We start from the raw sequence: 19,031 nt of genomic DNA, 5'->3' as shown, positions 1-19,031 counted from the left end.
TCTCCCCTTTTTCTCTTCTGATCTCTTCTGAGATGTGTCTGCTCAGATCGTGTCTGCTCAGATCATGCCGGACCGCTGCCATCCTCGCGTTCCCCGGCCGACACTTCGGCAAGCCTGCGGTGTTCGGCCGCCTTCTTCTCGTAGATGGCGGCCATCCGGAGGTGGTAGTCCGGCTTGTCCTGTTCGTAGACGTCGGGGATGCCGTCGAGGTCGTCGTCGCGCTCCTCGTCCTCCCACAGCTTGCGGTACTTGGCGTTCCGCATCTTCAGGAGGATTCCGGAGAGCACGGCCGCGATGAGCGAGCCCATCAGGACGGCGGCCTTGATCTCGTCCGTGAGCAGCGGGTCCTCGGTGAAGGCGAGTTCGCCGATCAGCAGCGAGACGGTGAAGCCGATGCCCGCGAGCGAGGCGACCGCGAACACGTCGGGCCAGGCCAGGTCCTCGTTCAGCTCGGCCTTGGTGAAGCGGGCCGCGAGCCAGGTGCCGCCGAAGATGCCGACCGCCTTGCCGACCACGAGACCGAGCACCACACCGAGCGTCTCCGGCCGGGTGAAGACGTCGCCGAGCGCGCCGCCCGAGACGACCACACCGGCGCTGAACAGGGCGAACAGCGGAACGGCGAGGCCCGCGGACAGGGGACGTACGAGATGTTCGATGTGCTCGCCGGGGGAGTGCTCCTCGCTCTCGTCCTCCTTGTGGCAGCGCAGCATCAGGCCCATGGCGACGCCCGCGATGGTGGCGTGGATGCCGCTGTTGTACATCAGGCCCCAGATGGCCAGCGCCAGCGGAACGTAGATGTACCAGCCGCGGACGCGCTTCCTGAGCAGCAGCCAGAAGACGGCGAGGCCGATGACGGCGCCGCCGAGCGCCGCGAAGTTGAGGTCGCTGGTGAAGAACACCGCGATGATCAGGATCGCGAAGAGGTCGTCGACGACGGCGAGGGTGAGCAGGAAGGCGCGCAGCGCGGACGGCAGCGAGGTGCCGATGACCGCGAGGACGGCGAGCGCGAAGGCGATGTCGGTCGCGGTCGGCACCGCCCAGCCGTCCATCGAGCCGCCGCCGACGGTGTTGGCCAGGACGTAGACGAGGGCGGGCACGGCCATGCCGCAGAGCGCGGCGACGACGGGGAGCGCGGCGGCCTTCGGGTCGCGCAGGTCACCCGCGACCAGTTCGCGCTTGAGTTCGATGCCCGCCACGAAGAAGAAGACCGCGAGCAGACCGTCGGCCGCCCAGTGCTGGATGGAGAGGTCGAGGCCGAGCGAGCCGATCCCGAGGTGGAAGCTCCGTACGGATTCGTAGGAGCCACCGGCCGTGTTGGCCCAGATCAGCGCGGTGACCGCGGCGATGAGCAGCAGCACGCCGCCGACGGTCTCGGTGCGCAGCGCGTTGGCGACGAAGTTCCGCTCGGGGAGCGAAAGGCGTCCGAGTACCTTGCGGTTGCTGTTGTTGCTGCTGGGGGCTGGCGCGGCCACGAGAGTCGACCTCCGGTCGGGTAGGCAGGACAAAGCTCATGCCGACCAGACTTCCCGGCGCACCTAGGTACTTCGCGCCGCATCGTCTTGTCGCGATGTTGACGCGATCCTTAGCTTACCTAACGTACGCGCGGACCTATCCGGTGATCTTCACTTTAAGCACAAAGAGGACCCCCGGCGCGCTGCCGGGGGCCCTCTTCACACTGCCGCGCAGCCGCGCGGCTCTCGTCCGCGGAGTCAGTCCTCGCTGGACGCCGACGGCAGCTTCGTCTGGATCAGGTCCATCACGGAGGAGTCCGTGAGCGTGGTGACATCACCGAGCTCGCGGTTCTCCGCGACGTCCCGCAGCAGGCGTCGCATGATCTTGCCGGACCGGGTCTTCGGCAGCTCGGCCACCGGCAGGACCCGCTTCGGCTTGGCGATGGGACCGAGCGTGGCGCCCACGTGGTTGCGCAGGTCCGCGACGAGCCCCTCGTCCTCGGCGTTCGCCGTGCCCCGCAGGATCACGAAGGCGACGATGGCCTGTCCCGTCGTCTCGTCCGCCGCGCCCACGACCGCCGCCTCGGCGACCGCCGGGTGCGAGACGAGCGCCGACTCGACCTCGGTGGTGGAGATGTTGTGCCCGGAGACGAGCATCACGTCGTCCACCCGGCCGAGCAGCCAGATGTCGCCGTCCTCGTCCTTCTTGGCACCGTCACCGGCGAAGTACTTGCCCTCGAAACGCGACCAGTACGTGTCGATGAACCGCTGGTCGTCGCCCCAGATGGTGCGCAGCATCGACGGCCACGGCTCGGTCAGGACGAGGTAGCCGCCGCCACCGTCCGGCACCTCGTTCGCGTCGTCGTCGACGACGGTGGCGGAGATGCCCGGCAGGGCGCGCTGGGCGCTGCCCGGCTTGGTCTCCGTGACGCCCGGCAGCGGCGAGATCATCATCGCGCCGGTCTCGGTCTGCCACCAGGTGTCCACGATGGGGCACTTGTCGCCACCGATGTTCTTCCGGTACCAGATCCACGCCTCGGGGTTGATCGGCTCGCCGACCGACCCGAGCACCCGCAGGCTGCTGAGGTCGAACTTGGCGGGGATGTCGTCGCCCCACTTCATGAACGTGCGGATCGCCGTGGGTGCCGTGTAGAGGATGGTGACCCCGTACTTCTGGACGATCTCCCAGAAGCGGCCCTGGTGGGGGGTGTCGGGGGTGCCCTCGTACATCACCTGCGTCGCGCCGTTGGCCAGCGGGCCGTACGTGATGTACGAGTGCCCGGTGACCCAGCCGATGTCGGCCGTGCACCAGTAGACGTCGGTCTCCGGCTTGAGGTCGAAGACGGCGTGGTGGGTGTAGGCCGCCTGCGTGAGGTAGCCGCCGGAGGTGTGCAGGATGCCCTTCGGCTTGCCCGTGGTGCCCGAGGTGTAGAGGACGAAGAGCGGGTGCTCCGCGTCGAACGCCTCGGGGGTGTGCTCGGTGGACTGCCGCTGCGTGATCTCGTGCCACCACACGTCGCGGCCCTCGGTCCACGCCACGTCCTGCTTCGTGCGCTGGACGACGAGGACCTTCTCGACCCCGTCGACCCGGGTCACGGCCTCGTCCACGGCGGGCTTGAGCGCGGACGGCTTGCCTCTGCGGTAGCCGCCGTCGGAGGTGATGACGACCTTGGCGTCGGCGTCCTCGACGCGCTTGGCGATGGCGTCCGCGGAGAAGCCGCCGAAGACCACCGAGTGGGCGGCGCCGATGCGGGCGCAGGCCAGCATCGCGATGACCGCCTCGGGGATCATCGGCAGGTAGACGGCGACCCGGTCGCCCTTCTGGACGCCGAGCTCGGTCAGCGCGTTGGCCGCCCGGCTGACCTCGTCCTTCAGCTCGGCGTAGGTGATGGCCCTGCTGTCGCCGGGCTCACCCTCGAAGTGGATCGCGACGCGCTCGCCGTTGCCCGCCTCCACGTGGCGGTCGACGCAGTTGTACGCGACGTTGAGCTTCCCGTCGGCGAACCACTTGGCGAACGGCGGGTTCGACCAGTCCAGCGTCTCGGTCGGCTCCGTGGCCCAGGTCAGCCGGCGTGCCTGCTCGGCCCAGAAGCCGAGCCGGTCAGCCTTGGCCTGCTCGTACGCTTCCGCCGTGACGTTCGCGGCGGCTGCCAGCTCCGCCGGCGGCGCGAAGCGACGCTCCTCCTTCAAGAGGTTGGCCAGGCTTTCGTTGCTCACGACATCTCCCTTTCCCAGGGTGTCCGTTGTGTCCGAAGCCACAGCTCATCAGACACAACCCGTGGTGACAAGGGCCTGCCGAAAATTGGTTTAGACCTTTACCCAAAAGGTGTCCACCGGACAGGAAAGGTGTCCACCGGTCAGGATCTAGACCTTGACCCGTGCTGTGGGCGCCACCTGATCGAAGACCTCGTCGGGGAGTTGCTCCGCGCCGGTGCCCTCCGTGAGGAGATAGGCCTGCGCCTCTCCGACGTGGAAGTACATACCGTGCAGCTCAAGATCACCTTCGGCAAGTCGGCGCGCCACTGATTCGTGCGCCGTCAAGTGCTCCAGTTGCTGCACCACGTTGGTGAGGCAGAGCTGCTCGACCGCGTCGGCAGGCGCGCGCCCGGCCAGCCGCGCCCATGCCCTGTCCTGCGCGCCCATCCGCTCCAGGCTCGGCTGCCCGTGCCGCAGCCAGCGCCGCAGCGGTGTCTGGGCGCCCCCGGGCGGGGTGGTGAGAAGGGCCTGCATCGCACCGCACCCGGAGTGCCCGCACACGGTGATGGACCGCACCTTGAGCACATCCACCGCGTACTCGATCGCGGCCCCCACCGAGTCGTCCCCGCTCTCGGCGCCCGGCAGCGGCACCAGATTGCCCACATTGCGTACGACGAAGAGGTCACCGGGACCGCTCGACGTGATCATCGAGGTGACGACCCGGGAGTCCGCGCAGGTCAGGAAGAGCTGCGCGGGCTGCTGCCCCTCACGCGCGAGCCTGGCGAGCTCGCCGCGCACATGGGGTGCCGTGTTCCGCTGGAACGCGCTGATCCCGGTGGCCAGTTGATGCCCGCTCGGCCGTCCCGTGTGCTGCTCCTCCTCCTGCGGGCGGTCGCAGTGGTGGTTGCGCCAGGGCGTCCAGGGGCGGCAGCAGGAGTGTGATCCGCTCGCCGGTTCGGCGATCCGGGTGCCCGCGCGCCCGGTGACCTCGACGCTTCCGCCGTGCGCGGTGTGCGCGTCCTGCCAGCACTGCAGCGATTCGTACGCGGCGTGGTCCATGAACGAGCCGTCCAACTCCACGACGGCCTCGGCCCCTTGCGGCACCAGGTGCAGCGTCCTGCTGAGCCGGGGCACCGCGAGGAACGTCAACTGTCCGCGCACGCGTACGTGGTGGACTCCCTCCTGCTCCTCGTGCGTGATCCGGGTACGGGCGAGGCGGTGCATGGCGACGCACACGGCGACGGCGACGCCGAGCCCCACGCCTTCGAGGACCCCGAGGAGGACCACGCCGAGGGTGGTGACGGCGTACACGAGGATCTCGCGGTGGCGGGTGATCGTGCGGATGTGGTTCAGGCTGACCATCTGGATGCCGACGGCCATGACGAGGGCGGCGAGGGCGGCGAGGGGGATCAGCTCCAGGACGGGGACCAGGAGCAGCGCTGCCACTACTACCCAAACGCCGTGCAGCATCGTGGAGTTCCTGCTGACGGCACCCGCGCGCACATTGGCCACACTGCGCACGGCGACCCCGGCGACGGGCAGTCCGCCGAGCGCGCCCGAGACGATGTTGGCGGTGCCCTGGCCGAGCAGTTCGCGGTTGAGGTCGGAGCGGCGCACGCCCGCGTTCAGCTCGGGCCGCTTGGACAGCAGCTTGTCGACGGCGACGGCGCCGAGCAGCGACTGCACGCTGCACACGAGGGTGATGGTGAGGACGGCCGCGACGAGCCCGAGCGCGGGCCCTTCGGGCAGCCCCACGAGGGCGTGGCTGCGCCACGAGGGCAGATTGACCATGTCCAGATGGAGATGGGCGAGCGCGGCGACGACGGTCGCGAGGGCCACCGAGACGAGGGCGGCGGGCACGACGCGGGTGATGCGGCCCACGCGCCCGGGAATCCGCGGCCAGAGCAGCAGGATCGCCAGCGTGAGGACGCTGATCGACAGCGCGGCCGGATGCAGGTCGGCGAGTTGGGCGGGCAGCGAGCGCAGGTTGTCGAGCACGGCGCTCTGCGGGGTGCCACCGAGCACGATGTGCAGCTGGGCGACGGCGATGGCGACGCCGATACCGGCCAGCATGCCGTGGACGACGGCGGGGCTGACGGCGAGCGCGGTGCGGGCCACGCGCAGGCAGCCGAGGCCGAGTTGGGCGAGTCCGGCGAGAACGGTGATGGCGCAGGTGGTCCGCCATCCGTACCGGTGGATGAGGTCGGCGGTGACCACGGTGAGTCCGGCGGCGGGGCCGCTGACCTGGAGGGGGGAGCCGCCGATCCGTCCGGCGACCAGGCCGCCGACGGCGGCGGCGACGAGGCCCGCCTGGAGCGGGGCGCCGGTGGCCAGGGCGATGCCCAGGGAGAGCGGCAGTGCGATCAGGAAGACGGCGACCGACGCGGAGAGGTCGGCGCCCGCGATGCGGAACTTCTTGCGGGGCGGTGGGGCGTGCGGATTGTTGGCGCGGGGCGTGTGGGTCGAGTCGGTGGTGCGGGTGGGGACGCAGGCAGACATGTTTCCCGTCTCCTCCGGGGCAGCGCGGTCGCGGGACAAGGGGTCCTCCGGAGATCACCGGAGGGCGGGTCGCGGCCGTGGGTCACGGCGTGCAGCGGCGGGATATCTCAACTCTCGGTAAACGAACCGTAATGCAGAGTAAAGGTCACGGATGGATTTTCGGTGCAAATAGGGTAATCAATCACCCCAAAGAGTGAATAAGAACTTTGGTCGGCTTGTCGGAACACGACATTCCAGGCCCCATGCGAAGTTGCTGGCGATCTGTCCCGACTTGCATGGAAAGAAGGTGGGCGGAAGATGGCCGCCACCCGGAGGATCGCCGCGAGCCTCACCGTCCTGGTGGCGTGCGTCGCGGTACTGGCAGGCTGTGCCGAGGGCGGCACCGGCGCCGACGAAGGCGCGGCGGAAGGCGCTCACGGTGCGAAGGAGGCGGCGGGCGCCGCGGCGCCCAAGGCCCCGGTCCGCATGATCGGCGACGGCTCCACGGCGTTCACCGGCCAGCAGCCGCACCTGGCGAGAGCCGAACGTCTCAAGCCCGGCCAGAAACCACCCCAGTTCGTGGTCTTCTCCTGGGACGGCGCGGGCGAGGACAGCCAGAAGCTGTTCTCCCACTTCCGCAAGGTCGCCCAGCGCAACAACGCCACGATGACGTACTTCCTCAGCGGCGTGTACATGCTTCCCGAGGCGAAGCGCAAGCTCTACAAGCCGCCGCAGCACCTGGCGGGCAGTTCGGACATCGGCTTCAACGACCGCAAGGGAATCAAGGACACCGTGGACCAGCTCCGCGGCGCCTGGCTCGAGGGCAATGAGGTCGGCACGCACTTCAACGGCCACTTCTGCGGCGCGGGCCGTGGCGTCGGCGAGTGGTCGGTCGAGGACTGGAAGAGCGAGATCAACCAGGCCAAGTCCTTTGTGAAGGCGTGGAAGACGAACACGGGCATGAAGAAGGCGCAGCCGCTGCCCTTCGACTACGACAAGGAACTGGTCGGCGCCCGCACCCCCTGCCTCGAAGGGCAGAAGAACTTCATGCGCGCCGCCCGGGAGCTGGGCTTCCGCTACGACACCAGCGGGGTCAACAACCAGCTGTGGCCCAAGAAGAAGGAGGGGCTCTGGGACCTGTCGATGCAGCTCGTCCCGGTCCCAGGCCGCCAGTTCGAGACGCTGACCATGGACTACAACTTCATGGTCAACCAGTCGGGGTCGACCTCGCACGGCGACCCCGCCAAGCACGAGTACTGGGGCGACCAGATGCGCGACGGCCTGCTCCAGGGCTTCGACCGCGCCTACCAGGGCAACCGCGCGCCGCTGATCATCGGCAACCACTTCGAGTCCTGGAACGGCGGCACGTACATGCGGGCCGTCGAGGAGACCATCAAGTCGGTCTGCACCAAGCCCGAAGTGCGCTGTGTCTCCTTCCGCCAGCTCTCGGACTGGCTGGACGCGCAGGACCCGAAGACACTGGCGAAGCTGACGAAGCTCCCGGTGGGCAAGGCCCCGAAGGAGGGCTGGCCCGCCTTCCTCTCGGCCCGGCCCGCACCGGCACCGAAGGGCGTCCCGGGCGCCCCGGCGGTCAAGCCGTAGCGCCCGAAAGCACCGTCAAGTCGGCGATCCCGCGCGGGCGTTCACGCCGAGGCGGTGATCCGCTCGCGCAGGACGAAGTCGGGGTCGACCTGGTCGGCCAGGTCGGCACCCGTCCGCTCGTTGCCCCAGCTCTGCGCGTTCTTCCGGTGGAAGTGGACCATCTGGCGGGTGTAGCGCTCCCAGTCCCTTCGCTCGTACGTGGCGTCGACGGCGGCCTGAAGCGTCCGCAGGGAGCGCTGGTTGTCCTCCTCCAGGAGCTCGAAGCGGGGCGGGCGGCCCTTCTCCATGGCGCGCACCCAGTCCGAGTGGCCGACGGTCACCAGGAGGTCGTCGCCCACCTGCTCGCGCAGGAAGTCCAGGTCGTCCTCGCCCTGCACCTTGTTGCCGACGACCTTGAGGTCGACGCCGAAGTCCCGTGCGTACTCCTTGTACTGGCGATAGACGGAGACTCCCTTCTTCGTCGGCTCGGCCACCAGGAACGTCATGTCGAAGCGCGTGAACATGCCGGAGGCGAAGGAGTCCGAGCCTGCGGTCATGTCCACGACCGCGTACTCGTCACGGCCGTCGACCAGGTGGTTCAGGCACAGCTCCACCGCTCCCGTCTTGGAGTGGTAGCAGGCGACACCGAGGTCGGCTTCGGTGAACGGCCCGGTGACCATCAAACGCACGGCGCCGCCGTCGAGTTCCACCTGTCGCGCGCACGCGTCGTAGACGGGGTTGTCCTCGCGCACCCGCAGCAGTCGCGAGCCCTCACCCGGCGGCGTCGTCTTGATCATCGTGTCGGCGGAGGCGATCCGCGGGTTGGAGCCCCGCAGGTAGTCCTTGATGAGGGGCAGGCGCGCGCCCATGGCGGGCAGCTCGGCGGCCTCCGCCTCGTCGAGGCCGAGCGCGGGGCCCAGGTGCTGGTTGATGTCGGCGTCCACCGCGATGACGGGCGCGCCGGTGGCGGCGAGATGTCGGATGAAGAGCGAGGACAGCGTGGTCTTGCCGCTGCCGCCCTTCCCTACGAAAGCGATTTTCATAACCACGTAGCGTAGCTGGTCGGCTACATGTAGTACTCGGTCCGCGTGAAGAAGACCACTCCTTCGTGGAGCGGCGCCCTGGAGTACGTAGGGTCGTACTCATGAGTACGACAGCTGACCCGCTCGGAGCCCTGGCCGGGCTGCCCGGCGTGGGTGACTCCGTGGACTCCGTGCGCAAGGCCGTGGACCGGGTCTACGGACACCGGATCATGCGGCGCCGCAGCAACGAGATCACCTCCGAGGCGGCGCTGCGCGGAGCGCGCGGCTCCGCGGCGCTCTCCGGAGCGGAGTGGGCCCTGGAGGAGGTCCGTCGACGCAGCGACTTCAGCGGCGACGGCGAGGCCCGCACCGTCGGTGCCGCCCTGCGCCTGACCGCGGAGGCGGGCCAACTCCTGTCCATCTGGCGGCAGTCGCCGCTGCGGGTCCTCGCGCGCCTGCACCTGGTCGCCGCGGCCGACGCCGACGAGACGGCGGGGCGGCCGCGTCTTGCGGGCGAGCCCGTCGACGAACCGCTGGTCGAGCTGGATCTGCCGGACGCGGACGAGGTGGCGGGCCGCCTGGAGGGCCTGTCGCAGCTGATCATCGCGGGCAGTTCGGCACCGGCGCTGGTGATGGCCGCCGTGGTCCACGGCGAGCTGCTCAGCCTGCGGCCCTTCGGTTCGCACAACGGCCTGGTCGCGCGGGCCGCCGAGCGCATCGTCCTGGTGGGCAGCGGCCTCGACCCGAAGTCGATCTGCCCGGCTGAGGCCGGGCACGCGGAGCAGGGCAGGGCGGCCTACGTGGCGGCGCTCGACGGCTACGCGTCGGGCACTCCGGAGGGCATGGCGGCCTGGATCGCGTACTGCGGAACGTCGGTCGAGCTGGGTGTCAGGGAGTCGACGGCGGTCTGTGAGGCGATGCAGCGCGGCGCGGCGTAAGGGCGCGCGGGCGGGACGGCTCAGGGCCCGGACAAAGGGTTGCGGCGGTACGGAATCCGTACCGCCGCTGGCATGTCCACCGGGTTACCAAGCGTCCTCGAAGTTTGCCCATCAGGTCGGGACGTTGCCCGTCACCTGGTGCGGCTGGCCCGTAATCGACGGGTCGACGTCGCGTGGGTGCTCGGTGTTCATGCTTCGGTCCGTGGGGCCTTGGTTGCGTTTAAAGGTAATCCTCTCGGATGTCCTTGGTCTCGCGGGCCGTTGACTCCTTTGTACTCCTGTCCTGGAGTAAGCGGAAGTCCTGGCTGCACTTCTTTACTTTTAGGTTCAAATAGGCATGAAACGGGCGGGCGGTTTCGGCCTGGTCAACCGGCGGCCGCACGGCGGCGGGTGGCGAGCCAGACGAGCCCCGCCGTGGCCGCCGCCGCGCCGACCGCGGCCGCCGCCACCAGGGCGGGGCGCGGCGGCGCGGGCAGGCGCTGTTTCAGGCGCACGGGCCGGTGGAAGTCGAGGATCGGCCACTCACGCGCGAGGGCCTCCTTGCGCAGCGCCCGGTCCGGATTGACCGCGAAGGGGTTTCCGACGGACTGGAGCATCGGCAGGTCGGTCGCCGAGTCGCTGTAGGCGAAGCAGCGGTCGAGGTCGTACCCCTCCGACCGCGCGAGATCCTTGATGGCCTCGGCCTTGGTGGGGCCGTACGCGTAGTACTCCACCTCGCCGGTGAAGCAGCCGTCCTCGCCGACCACCATGCGGGTCGCCACCACCCGGTCCGCGCCGAGGAGTTCGCCGATCGGCTCGACGACCTCGGCGCCCGACGTGGAGACGATGACGACGTCGCGGCCCGCGGTGTGGTGCTCCTCGATGAGGGACGCGGCCTCGTCGTAGATGATCGGGTCGATCAGGTCGTGCAGGGTCTCCGCGACGATCTCTTTGACCTGTTGCACGTTCCATCCGCGGCACAGTGCGGACAGGTACTCGCGCATCCGCTCCATCTGGTCGTGGTCGGCTCCGCCCGCGAGGAAGACGAACTGCGCGTACGCGGTGCGCAGTACTGCCCTGCGGTTGATCAGGCCGCCTTGGTAGAACGACTTGCTGAAGGTGAGCGTGCTCGACTTCGCAATGACCGTCTTGTCCAGGTCAAAGAACGCGGCAGTGCGAGGCAAGGAGTGGTTTTCCACGAGCCCGAGCATAGGCGCCCACCATTCGGCGTAAGCTGAGGCGCGTGGGTTTGCCTGAGAAGGCTCTCGGGTACACCATGGAAGTCACGGATCGTTCGCGACCGTGCTAACCCGGTCTGGCTCCTCCCCCCCCGAGTCGGACCGTGGGGACGACCCCCGCTCTCCCCCCCGGCGGGGGTCGTCGCATGTCCGGATGGGTTTTCAACCCTCCGATGATCGCTCAATCGGCCTACCGGCCCAGCAGATCGCCCTCGCGGCGTTCTGTTGCTCTGCCCAGAATTCGTCACTGTGCGTAGTCGTGAGGCTGCGCTGCGGAAGTCGCCGGGATGTCACTGGTATGGGTGACGGGGATATTCACAGCAACCGCCTTGTCCACAGTTATTGACCAAGATCCACACGATTTCCCGGACCGCTGCACGCTGATTCCGCCCGTTCCACTCGCGAAGTTCATGGCCGGATTGCTTTGTCCGGTTCTCCGCGGGCTGCGGGACGTGGCATTCACAAGGGCTTGCGGTGAGAGGGGGATGGAGATCGTGGGTGGAGTCATTTCACACGACAGGGCGACAGCGCCCGACGGACGGCAGAGCGGACCGCTGATCGTCACGGAGGACGTGGAGCTGCTAGACGACCTGCTGCGGCTGTGCGCCGCCGCGGGGGCACGGCCCGAGGTGCACCACGGCGGGCCCAAGGGGAGAGAAGGCTGGGACTCGGCGCCGCTCGTGCTCGTCGGGGACGACGCGGTGGACCGGGTGCGCGGGGCCGCGCGCCGCCGCGGGGTCGTCCTCGTCGGACGGGACCAGGACGATTCCGGGATCTGGCAGCGGGCCGTGGAGATCGGCGCCGACCACGTGCTGGTCCTGCCCGACGGCGAGCAGTGGCTCGTGGACCGCATCGCCGACGTGGCCGAGGGCGTGGGCAGGCCCGCGCTCACCGTCGGGGTCATCGGCGGGCGCGGCGGGGCCGGGGCATCGACCCTGGCCTGCGCCCTCGCGGTCACGGCGGCGCGGGCCGGGCGGCGCACGATGCTCGTCGACGCCGACCCGCTGGGCGGTGGCCTCGACGTCCTGCTGGGCGGCGAGAGCGCCGACGGCCTGCGGTGGCCCGCCTTCGCCGCGTCCAGGGGCAGGGTCGGCGGCGGCGCCCTTGAGGAATCCCTGCCGGAGCTGCACGCGCTGCGGGTGCTGAGCTGGGACAGGGGCGACCTGGTGGCCGTCGCCCCGGAGGCCGTACGAGCGGTCGTCGCGGCCGCCCGCAGGCGCGGCGGCGTGGTGGTCGTGGACCTGCCGCGCCGCGTGGACGAGGCGGTCGCCGAGGCGTTGGACCAGGTGGATCTGGGGCTTCTCGTGGTGCCCGCGGAGCTGCGCGCCGTGGCGGGGGCGCGGCGGGTGGCGTCCGCTGCGGGGATGGTGCTGCGCGATCTGCGGGTGGTCGTCGCCGGGGGCGCGGGGGCCGGGATCGGTGGGCACGGCGCTTCCGGCGGGTTCGATGCCGAGGAGGTCGCGCGGCTGCTCGGGCTGCCGCTGGTCGGTGAAGTCCCCTGGGAGGCAGGGCTCTTGGCCGCGCAGTGCGGCGGGGTGCCGCCCGGGGGCGTCGCGCGCGGACCGCTGGCGCGGTTCTGTGCCGCCTTCTGGGACCGGGTTCCGGTGGACAGCACGGCGGGAGGCGGCGCATGAGCGCGGTGGTCGGGGCACGCATGCTGGACGGGGTCAGGCAGTGGCTCGCCGAGAGCGGCACGGAGCCCACCCCGGCGCGGGTGGCGGAAGCGCTCAGGGCGCAGGGCAAGGTGCTCGGTGACGCGGAAGTCCTCGGAGCGGCCGCGCAGTTGCGCTCGGAGCTGGTGGGGGCCGGACCCCTTGAGCCGCTGCTCGCGGACGAGTCGGTGACCGACGTCCTGGTCTCCGCGCCCGACCGGGTGTGGGTGGACCGGGGCGGCGGCCTGGAGCTCACCGAGGTGACCTTCCGGGACGCGGCGGCGGTGCGGCGGCTCGCGCAACGCCTCGCGGCCGTGGCGGGCCGTCGGCTCGACGACGCGAGGCCCTGGGTGGACGCCCGGCTCCCGGACGGGACACGGCTGCACGCGGTCCTGCCGCCGGTGGCCGTGGGGTCGACCTGCCTCGCGCTGCGGGTCGTGCGGCCGCGCGCCTTCACCCTCGCGGAACTGATCGCGGCGGGGACGGTGCCGCCCGGTGGCGACCGGGTGCTGCGGGCCCTGCTCGATGCCCGTCTCTCCTTCCTGATCAGCGGGGGCACGGGCAGCGGCAAGACGACGTTGCTGAGCGCGCTGCTCGGCCTGGTCGGGCCCAAGGAGCGGATCGTACTCGCCGAGGACTCGGCGGAGTTGAGGCCCGACCACCCCCACGTGGTGCGCCTCGAGGCCAGGCCGGCGAACCAGGAAGGGGTCGGTCTCGTCGGCCTGGACGACCTGGTCCGCCAGGCGCTGCGGATGCGGCCCGACCGGCTGGTGGTCGGCGAGGTGCGGGGCCCGGAGGTGACCCATCTGCTGGCCGCGCTGAACACGGGCCATGAGGGCGGCTGCGGCACGGTGCACGCCAACGCCGCGGGGGACGTGCCCGCCCGGCTCGAAGCCCTGGGTACGGCCGCGGGGCTCGACCGTGCCGCCCTGCACAGCCAGTTGGCGGCGGCGCTCTCGGTGGTGATCCATCTCGTACGCGACCGCGCGGGCCGACGCAGGATCGCCGAGGTGCGCGTGCTGGAGCGGGCCGCTTCGGGGCTGGTGGTCACCGTGCCCGCGCTGCGGTGGGGAGAGGGGGCGTTCGTCAGGGAGTCGGGGTGGCCGCGGCTGAACTCGCTCCTCGGGGGCGGGGCTTGGGGTGATGCGCTGTGAGTACGCCGACGTGGGCTGCTGCCCTGTGCGCGGGCAGCGCGGCCTGGCTGATGGGAGCGAGGGACCCGTGGGCCCGACGGGTGCGGGTCGTGCTCGGGAGCGGAGGGCCGCAGAAGACGGATGGCTGGTCCTGGCGAAGAGCCGTCGCGGCCGGGCGGGGGCGGGTGCGGCACGAATGGTGGTGCCTGGCGGCCGGGTTGGGCCTCGCGCTGCTGGGGGAGTCGGTGGTGCCGGTGGTCCTGGGGGCGGCAGGGGTGCCGCTCGCGCGGCGCGTGCGGAGGGCCGGGCAGGCGCGGCGTGCGCGGGAGCGGCGGGGTGCCGCGGTGATCGAGCTGTGCGGGGTGCTCGCGGGTGAGGTGCGGGCGGGGCGGCAGCCGGGGGAGGCGCTGCGGGTGGCGCTCGGTGAGGCGGAGGCACGGGATGGGAGTGGTGCGGCGCGGAGTGGGGTGTTGGCGGCGGCGCGGTTCGGCGGGGACGTTCCCGGGGCGCTGGGGGACGCGGCGAAGGAGCCAGGCGCCGAGGGGCTGCTCGGGCTCGCGGCGTGCTGGCGGGTGGCGGTGGATCGCGGTGCGGGGCTCGCGGCGGGGCTCGAACGCCTGGAGGCCGCGCTGCGCTCGGAGCGTGATCAACGAGCCGACCTGCGAGCTCAGTTGGCGGGCGCCCGGTCGACGGCCGTGCTGCTCGCGGGGCTGCCGCTGCTCGGACTGCTGATGGGCACGGCGCTCGGCGCGGACCCCCTGAGGGTGCTGCTGCACACGGGAGCGGGCCTTGGCTGCCTGGCGACGGGCGGAGTGCTGGAGGGCGCCGGGGTGTGGTGGGCGCTGCGGATCGTACGAGGGGCGGAGGGGCGATGAGCGGTGTGCACGGACCGGGGGCGGTCGTGTGGGGTGTGGCGGCCGTGGTCTGGGTGGTGCTGACGGTGGCGGCGGCGCGGCGCGAGAGGGCGGTGCGGAGGAGGGCCGAGGAGGCGCTGGGGAGGGCGTTGAGGCCTCCGGCGCGGGCACGGCGGGGGCTGGGCCGGGTGCGGTGGCTGAGGCGGCTGGACGGGGCGCGTGGGTGGCTCGCGGTGTCCGGGGCGGTGAGTGCGGGATATGTCCTGGTGGGCGGGGCGCCGGGGTTTCTCGTGGGGGTGGCTGCCGGGTACGGGGTGTGGCGCTGGCGGCGGGGGCGTGAGGCCGGGACGGCAGGACAGAGGCATGACCCGGAGGCGGCGCGGCAACTGCCTCTGGCGGCGGATCTGTTGGCGGCCTGCGTCGCCGCTGGGGCGAGCCCTGTGGCGGCCGCGCAAGCCGTCGGGGAGTCGCTGAGGGGGCCGGTAGGTGCGTGTCTGGCGCGGGGCGCCGCCGAGTTGAGGTTCGGCGCCGAACCAGGAGAGGCGTGGCGGCAGTTGGGGGCGATACCTGGCGCCGGGGCGCTGGCGCGGCTCCTGGAGCGGATGGGCGAGTCAGGCGCCCCGGCCGCGGAACCGGTGGCGCGTGTCGCCGCGGACGCGCGGGCCGATCGGGGACGTACGGCGACGGCCGGGGCGCGGAGAGCGGCGGTGCTGATGACGGCGCCCGTGGGGCTGTGCTTCTTGCCCGCGTTCGTGGCGGTCGGGGTGCTGCCGGTGGTGATCGGTCTCGCGGACGGGCTGCTGAGCGCCGGGTGAGTGTCGGGTGAGCGCCGACATCGAGGGATCAGACGACAACTGGGGTGAACTTCATGGGGGTTGAGATGAGTGGACAGGCGGTTGGACAGGCGCGTCGGCAGGCGAATCGGCAGGTGTGGGCGCGGCGGCCGTGGTGGCGGACTCGTGCGGTGGGCGGGGATGCCGGGATGGTCACTTCCGAGTACGCGATGGGGCTGATCGCGGCGGTGGGGTTCGCCGGGCTGCTCTACAAGGTGGTGACGAGCGGGCAGGTCAGGGCGGCGCTGCAAGCGGTGGTGGAGAAGGCGCTCGATGTCCAGTTCTGAGAGTTCCGGCAGGCCTGAGCGGTGGTGGTGTGCCGGGAGGCGGCTCGGGGACCGGGGATTCGTGACGGCGGAGGCGGCCGTGGTGCTGCCCACGCTGGTGCTGTTCACGATGGCGCTGGTCTGGATGTTGCTGGCCGCGTCGGCGCAGATCCAGTGCGTCGACGCGGCCAGGGCCGGGGCCCGCGCGGTGGCCCGGCAGGACCCGGAGGGCGTGGCGGTGGCGGCGGCGCGGCAGGCGGCGCCGCGCGGGGCGACCGTGTCCGTGCGACGCGACGGAGACCTGGTGCGCGTCGAGGTCGCGGCGGACTCGCCGGGCCCTACTGCACTCGGCATCGGGCTGCGCCTGCGGTCGGAGGCGGTGGCGTTGGCGGAGGAGACGGTGGAGGTGGGTGCGTGAGGGGCGGAAGGCGGCGCGGCGTTGGTCGGGACCGGGGCGCGGCCACGGTGTGGGTCGTCGTCGTGATGGCCGTGCTCTGTGTGGTCTGCGGTGCGGTGCTCGCGATGTCGCAGGTGATCGTGGCCCGGCATCGGGCGGGCGGCGCGGCGGACTTGGCGGCGCTCGCGGCGGCGGACCGCTGGGGAGAGGGGCGGGAGGGGGCGTGTGACGCGGCCGGAAGAGTCGCGAAGGCGCAGGCGACGCGGATGGTGCGGTGCGTCGTGCGCGGGCAGGTCTCCGCGGTCACGGTGTCGGCCGAGGCCGGACCCTTCGCCACGGAGGTGGACTCTCGGGCGGGGCCTGCGGGGCCTGCGGGGCCTGCGGGGCCTGTCGGGCCGGGTGAGTTGGGCGGCTCCGTGGGGCCGGTGAGCCCGGGAGCGGGCGGTGGCTGAGCGGTGGCTGATGTGCCGGGGCGGCACGTGCCTCTCGGTCTACTCGGCCGCCGGTTCTGCCGGTTCTGCCGGGCCCGCCGACGCGACCGCGGTGTCCGTCGAGTCCGGTGCGTCCTTGAGGAGGGTCGAGAGGAGGCGGACGGCGCCGCGTTTGTGCAGCGGGTCGTTGCCGTTGCCGCACTTGGGGGACTGGATGCAGGAGGGGCAGCCCGCCTCGCATTCGCAGGAGGCGATGGCCTGGCGGGTGGCGGTGAGCCATTCGCGGGCCGTGTGGAAGGCCCGCTCGGCGAATCCCGCACCGCCGGGATGGCCGTCGTAGACGAAGACCGTGGGAAGGAGGGTGTCAGGGTGGAGAGGGACCGATACGCCGCCGATGTCCCAGCGGTCGCACGTGGCGAACAGCGGCAGCATGCCGATGGAGGCGTGCTCGGCCGCGTGCAGGGCGCCGCCGAGGATCTCGGGATTGACGCGGGCGGCATCCAGTTGGTCCTCGGTGACGGTCCACCAGACCGCGCGGGTGCGCAGCGTTCGAGGGGGCAGGTCGAGCTTCGTCTCGCCGAGCACCTCGCCCGTGATGAGTTTTCTGCGCAGGAAGGAGACGACCTGGTTGGTGACTTCGACGGAGCCGTAGCAGAGGCGTCCCGCGCCCCAGGGGACCTCGACGTCCGTCTCCAGGATGGAGATCGCCGTGGTGTCGCGGGCGGTCGTGGAGTACGGCGGTACGGCCTCCTCGACCAGGGCGGCCGAGTCCTCCAGGTCGAGGTGGCGTACGAGATACGTGCGGCCCTGATGGAGGTGGACCGCGCCCTCGTGCACGGTGGTGTGGGCGGCGGAGGCGTCGACGGTGCCGAGCAGGCGTCCCGTGCCCTCCTCGACGATCTGGACCGGCTTGCCGCCCTCGCCGCGGATGTCGGTGAGGTCGGCGGCCCGTTCGCGGCGGGTCCAGTGCCAGGCCTTGGTGCGGCGGCGCAGCAGCTTCGCGGCCTCCAGCTGCGGGAGCAGTTCCTCGGTCGCCGGGCCGAAGAGGACCAAGTCCTCGTCGGTGAGCGGGAGTTCCGCGGCGGCCGCGCAGAGGTGGGGTGCGAGGACGTACGGATTGTCAGGGTCGAGGACCGTCGACTCCACGGGCTGCTCGAACAGTGCCTCGGGATGGTGGACGAGATACGTGTCCAGCGGGTCGTCGCGGGCTACGAGCACGGCCAGGGCGCCCTGGCCGGAGCGGCCTGCCCGGCCCGCCTGTTGCCAGAGCGAGGCCCGGGTGCCGGGATAGCCCGCGATGATCACGGCGTCCAACCCCGAGACGTCGACGCCCAGTTCGAGCGCGGTGGTGGCGGCGAGGCCGAGGAGTTCGCCGGAGTGCAGGGCGCGTTCGAGGGCGCGGCGCTCTTCGGGCAGATAGCCGCCCCGGTAGGCGGCGACGCGGCGGGCCAGGGAGCGGTCGACCTCGGCGAGGCGCTCCTGGGCGATCACCGAGATCAGTTCGGCGCCGCGCCGGGAGCGTACGAAGGCGACCGAGCGGACGCCCTGCACGGTGAGGTCGGTCAGCAGGTCCGCCGTCTCGGCGGTGGCGGTGCGGCGGACGGGCGCGCCCTTCTCGCCGTGGAGTTCGGTGAGAGGAGGCTCCCACAGGGCGAACACGAGATCGCCGCGGGGTGAGGCGTCGTCGGCGACCTCGTGCACGGGGATGCCGGTCAGGCGCTGCGCCGACAGGGCCGGTTCGGCGGAGGTGGCGGAGGCGAGGAGGAAGACGGGCTCGGAGCCGTAGCGGGCGCAGAGGCGGCGCAGTCGGCGCAGGACCTGGGCGACGTGGGAGCCGAAGACGCCGCGGTAGGTGTGGCACTCGTCGATGACGACGTAGCGCAGGGCGCGCAGGAAGGAGGACCAGCGCGGGTGGGAGGGGAGTATCCCGCGGTGCAGCATGTCGGGGTTGGTCAGGACGTAATTGGCGTACTGGCGCACCCACTCGCGTTCCTCGACAGGGGTGTCGCCGTCGTACACGGCGGGTCGGACCGCGTTGCCGAGCGGGGCCGCGAGCTCGCGCACGGCCCGGCGCTGGTCGGCGGCGAGCGCCTTGGTCGGGGCCAGGTACAGGGCGGTCGTGCCGCGTCCGTTGGGGGCCTCGGAGCCGTCGAGCAGGGTGGAGAGCACGGGGGTGAGATAAGCCAGGGACTTGCCGGAGGCGGTGCCGGTGGCGACGACCACGGATTCGCCGTCGAGCGCGTGCTCGGCGGCGCGTGCCTGGTGGGCCCACGGGTGTTCGATGCCCGCCGCCTGGACAGCGGAAATGACCTCGGAGCGGATGCGGTCGGGCCAGACGGCATACCGGGCCGCACGTGGGGGCAAGTGCTCCGTATGAGTGACGCGCGAAGCACGGCTCGGCCCCGCGGTGAGCCGGTCCAGGACCGTCCGCGGGGGCGTGTGTGCCGGGGCGCCCGAAGAGGGTCCTCCGGGAGGCGATTTTTTGGCCATCGGCACCGAGTGTGTCACTGGCGGGATGGACAATGGTCCGAAGGCGTCGTGCTCGCCTGCCGGTAAGTGATTGAATGCCATCGCGGCTGGCG

At 71.4% G+C, this 19,031-nt stretch carries 15 protein-coding genes; 9 read left to right on the top strand and 6 right to left on the bottom strand.

Going from position 1 to position 19,031, the window contains the following annotated elements:
* Positions 1 to 62: 62 nt before the first annotated feature.
* The 3 genes from nhaA to CP970_RS19550 form a co-directional block, all read right to left on the bottom strand.
* The gene (gene nhaA, locus CP970_RS19560; protein ID WP_079043864.1) at positions 63 to 1,472 is read right to left on the bottom strand and encodes a Na+/H+ antiporter NhaA; all 1,410 of its coding nucleotides are present in this window, start codon (positions 1,470 to 1,472) and stop codon (positions 63 to 65) included.
* 237 nt (positions 1,473 to 1,709) lie between these two features.
* Positions 1,710 to 3,668, bottom strand: coding sequence for an acetate--CoA ligase (acs, locus tag CP970_RS19555; RefSeq protein WP_055553122.1), 1,959 nt, complete (start codon positions 3,666 to 3,668; stop codon positions 1,710 to 1,712).
* 147 nt (positions 3,669 to 3,815) lie between these two features.
* Complete coding sequence (locus CP970_RS19550; protein WP_055553125.1) at positions 3,816 to 6,146, bottom strand: bifunctional SulP family inorganic anion transporter/carbonic anhydrase; 2,331 nt, start codon at positions 6,144 to 6,146, stop codon at positions 3,816 to 3,818.
* 297 nt (positions 6,147 to 6,443) lie between these two features.
* Here CP970_RS19550 and CP970_RS19545 point away from each other — a divergent pair, with 297 nt between their 5' ends.
* A complete protein-coding gene (locus CP970_RS19545; protein ID WP_150493629.1) occupies positions 6,444 to 7,727 on the top strand; it encodes a polysaccharide deacetylase family protein in 1,284 nt (427 codons plus the stop codon).
* 41 nt (positions 7,728 to 7,768) lie between these two features.
* Here CP970_RS19545 and CP970_RS19540 read toward each other — a convergent pair whose 3' ends face one another.
* The gene (locus CP970_RS19540) at positions 7,769 to 8,749 is read right to left on the bottom strand and encodes an ATP-binding protein (RefSeq protein ID WP_055556313.1); all 981 of its coding nucleotides are present in this window, start codon (positions 8,747 to 8,749) and stop codon (positions 7,769 to 7,771) included.
* A 101-nt stretch (positions 8,750 to 8,850) separates the two neighbouring features.
* On the opposite strand from CP970_RS19540, the gene CP970_RS19535 reads away from it, so the two are divergent.
* Positions 8,851 to 9,666, top strand: a complete 816-nt coding sequence (locus CP970_RS19535; protein WP_055556310.1) for a Fic family protein — start codon at positions 8,851 to 8,853, stop codon at positions 9,664 to 9,666.
* A 365-nt stretch (positions 9,667 to 10,031) separates the two neighbouring features.
* Here the strand turns inward: CP970_RS19535 and CP970_RS19530 are convergent, their stop codons facing one another.
* A complete protein-coding gene (locus CP970_RS19530; RefSeq protein ID WP_055556308.1) occupies positions 10,032 to 10,856 on the bottom strand; it encodes an HAD family hydrolase in 825 nt (274 codons plus the stop codon).
* Between the two features lie 512 nt (positions 10,857 to 11,368).
* On the opposite strand from CP970_RS19530, the gene ssd reads away from it, so the two are divergent.
* The 7 genes from ssd to CP970_RS19495 all read left to right on the top strand — a co-directional run bounded on the left by ssd (position 11,369) and on the right by CP970_RS19495 (position 16,470).
* Positions 11,369 to 12,517: a septum site-determining protein Ssd gene (gene ssd / locus CP970_RS19525; RefSeq protein WP_107099137.1), complete on the top strand. Its 1,149-nt coding sequence runs from the start codon at positions 11,369 to 11,371 to the stop codon at positions 12,515 to 12,517.
* On the top strand, positions 12,514 to 13,689 hold the full coding sequence (locus CP970_RS19520; protein WP_150493627.1) for a TadA family conjugal transfer-associated ATPase: 1,176 nt from the start codon (positions 12,514 to 12,516) through the stop codon (positions 13,687 to 13,689). Before ssd ends, CP970_RS19520 begins: the two co-directional genes overlap by 4 nt.
* 50 nt (positions 13,690 to 13,739) lie before the next feature.
* Positions 13,740 to 14,543: a type II secretion system F family protein gene (locus tag CP970_RS19515; RefSeq protein ID WP_150494828.1), complete on the top strand. Its 804-nt coding sequence runs from the start codon at positions 13,740 to 13,742 to the stop codon at positions 14,541 to 14,543.
* A complete protein-coding gene (locus CP970_RS19510; protein WP_150493625.1) occupies positions 14,540 to 15,337 on the top strand; it encodes a type II secretion system F family protein in 798 nt (265 codons plus the stop codon). Before CP970_RS19515 ends, CP970_RS19510 begins: the two co-directional genes overlap by 4 nt.
* A 167-nt stretch (positions 15,338 to 15,504) precedes the next feature.
* On the top strand, positions 15,505 to 15,642 hold the full coding sequence (locus tag CP970_RS19505) for a DUF4244 domain-containing protein (RefSeq protein ID WP_234362807.1): 138 nt from the start codon (positions 15,505 to 15,507) through the stop codon (positions 15,640 to 15,642).
* A 61-nt stretch (positions 15,643 to 15,703) separates the two neighbouring features.
* On the top strand, positions 15,704 to 16,039 hold the full coding sequence (locus CP970_RS19500; protein WP_055551404.1) for a TadE family type IV pilus minor pilin: 336 nt from the start codon (positions 15,704 to 15,706) through the stop codon (positions 16,037 to 16,039).
* Entirely contained in the window at positions 16,036 to 16,470 is a 435-nt protein-coding gene (locus tag CP970_RS19495; protein WP_224058542.1) for an Rv3654c family TadE-like protein, read from the top strand. Before CP970_RS19500 ends, CP970_RS19495 begins: the two co-directional genes overlap by 4 nt.
* 39 nt (positions 16,471 to 16,509) lie before the next feature.
* Here the strand turns inward: CP970_RS19495 and CP970_RS19490 are convergent, their stop codons facing one another.
* The gene (locus CP970_RS19490) at positions 16,510 to 19,020 is read right to left on the bottom strand and encodes a DEAD/DEAH box helicase (protein ID WP_079043765.1); all 2,511 of its coding nucleotides are present in this window, start codon (positions 19,018 to 19,020) and stop codon (positions 16,510 to 16,512) included.
* Positions 19,021 to 19,031 lie beyond the last annotated feature (11 nt).

It is taken from the genome of Streptomyces kanamyceticus (genome assembly GCF_008704495.1).
In the GTDB taxonomy this organism is placed as follows: Bacteria; Actinomycetota; Actinomycetes; order Streptomycetales; family Streptomycetaceae; genus Streptomyces; species Streptomyces kanamyceticus.
The sequence above is the reverse complement of the archived record's forward strand: the minus strand, read 5'-3'. Positions and strand labels throughout refer to the sequence as shown.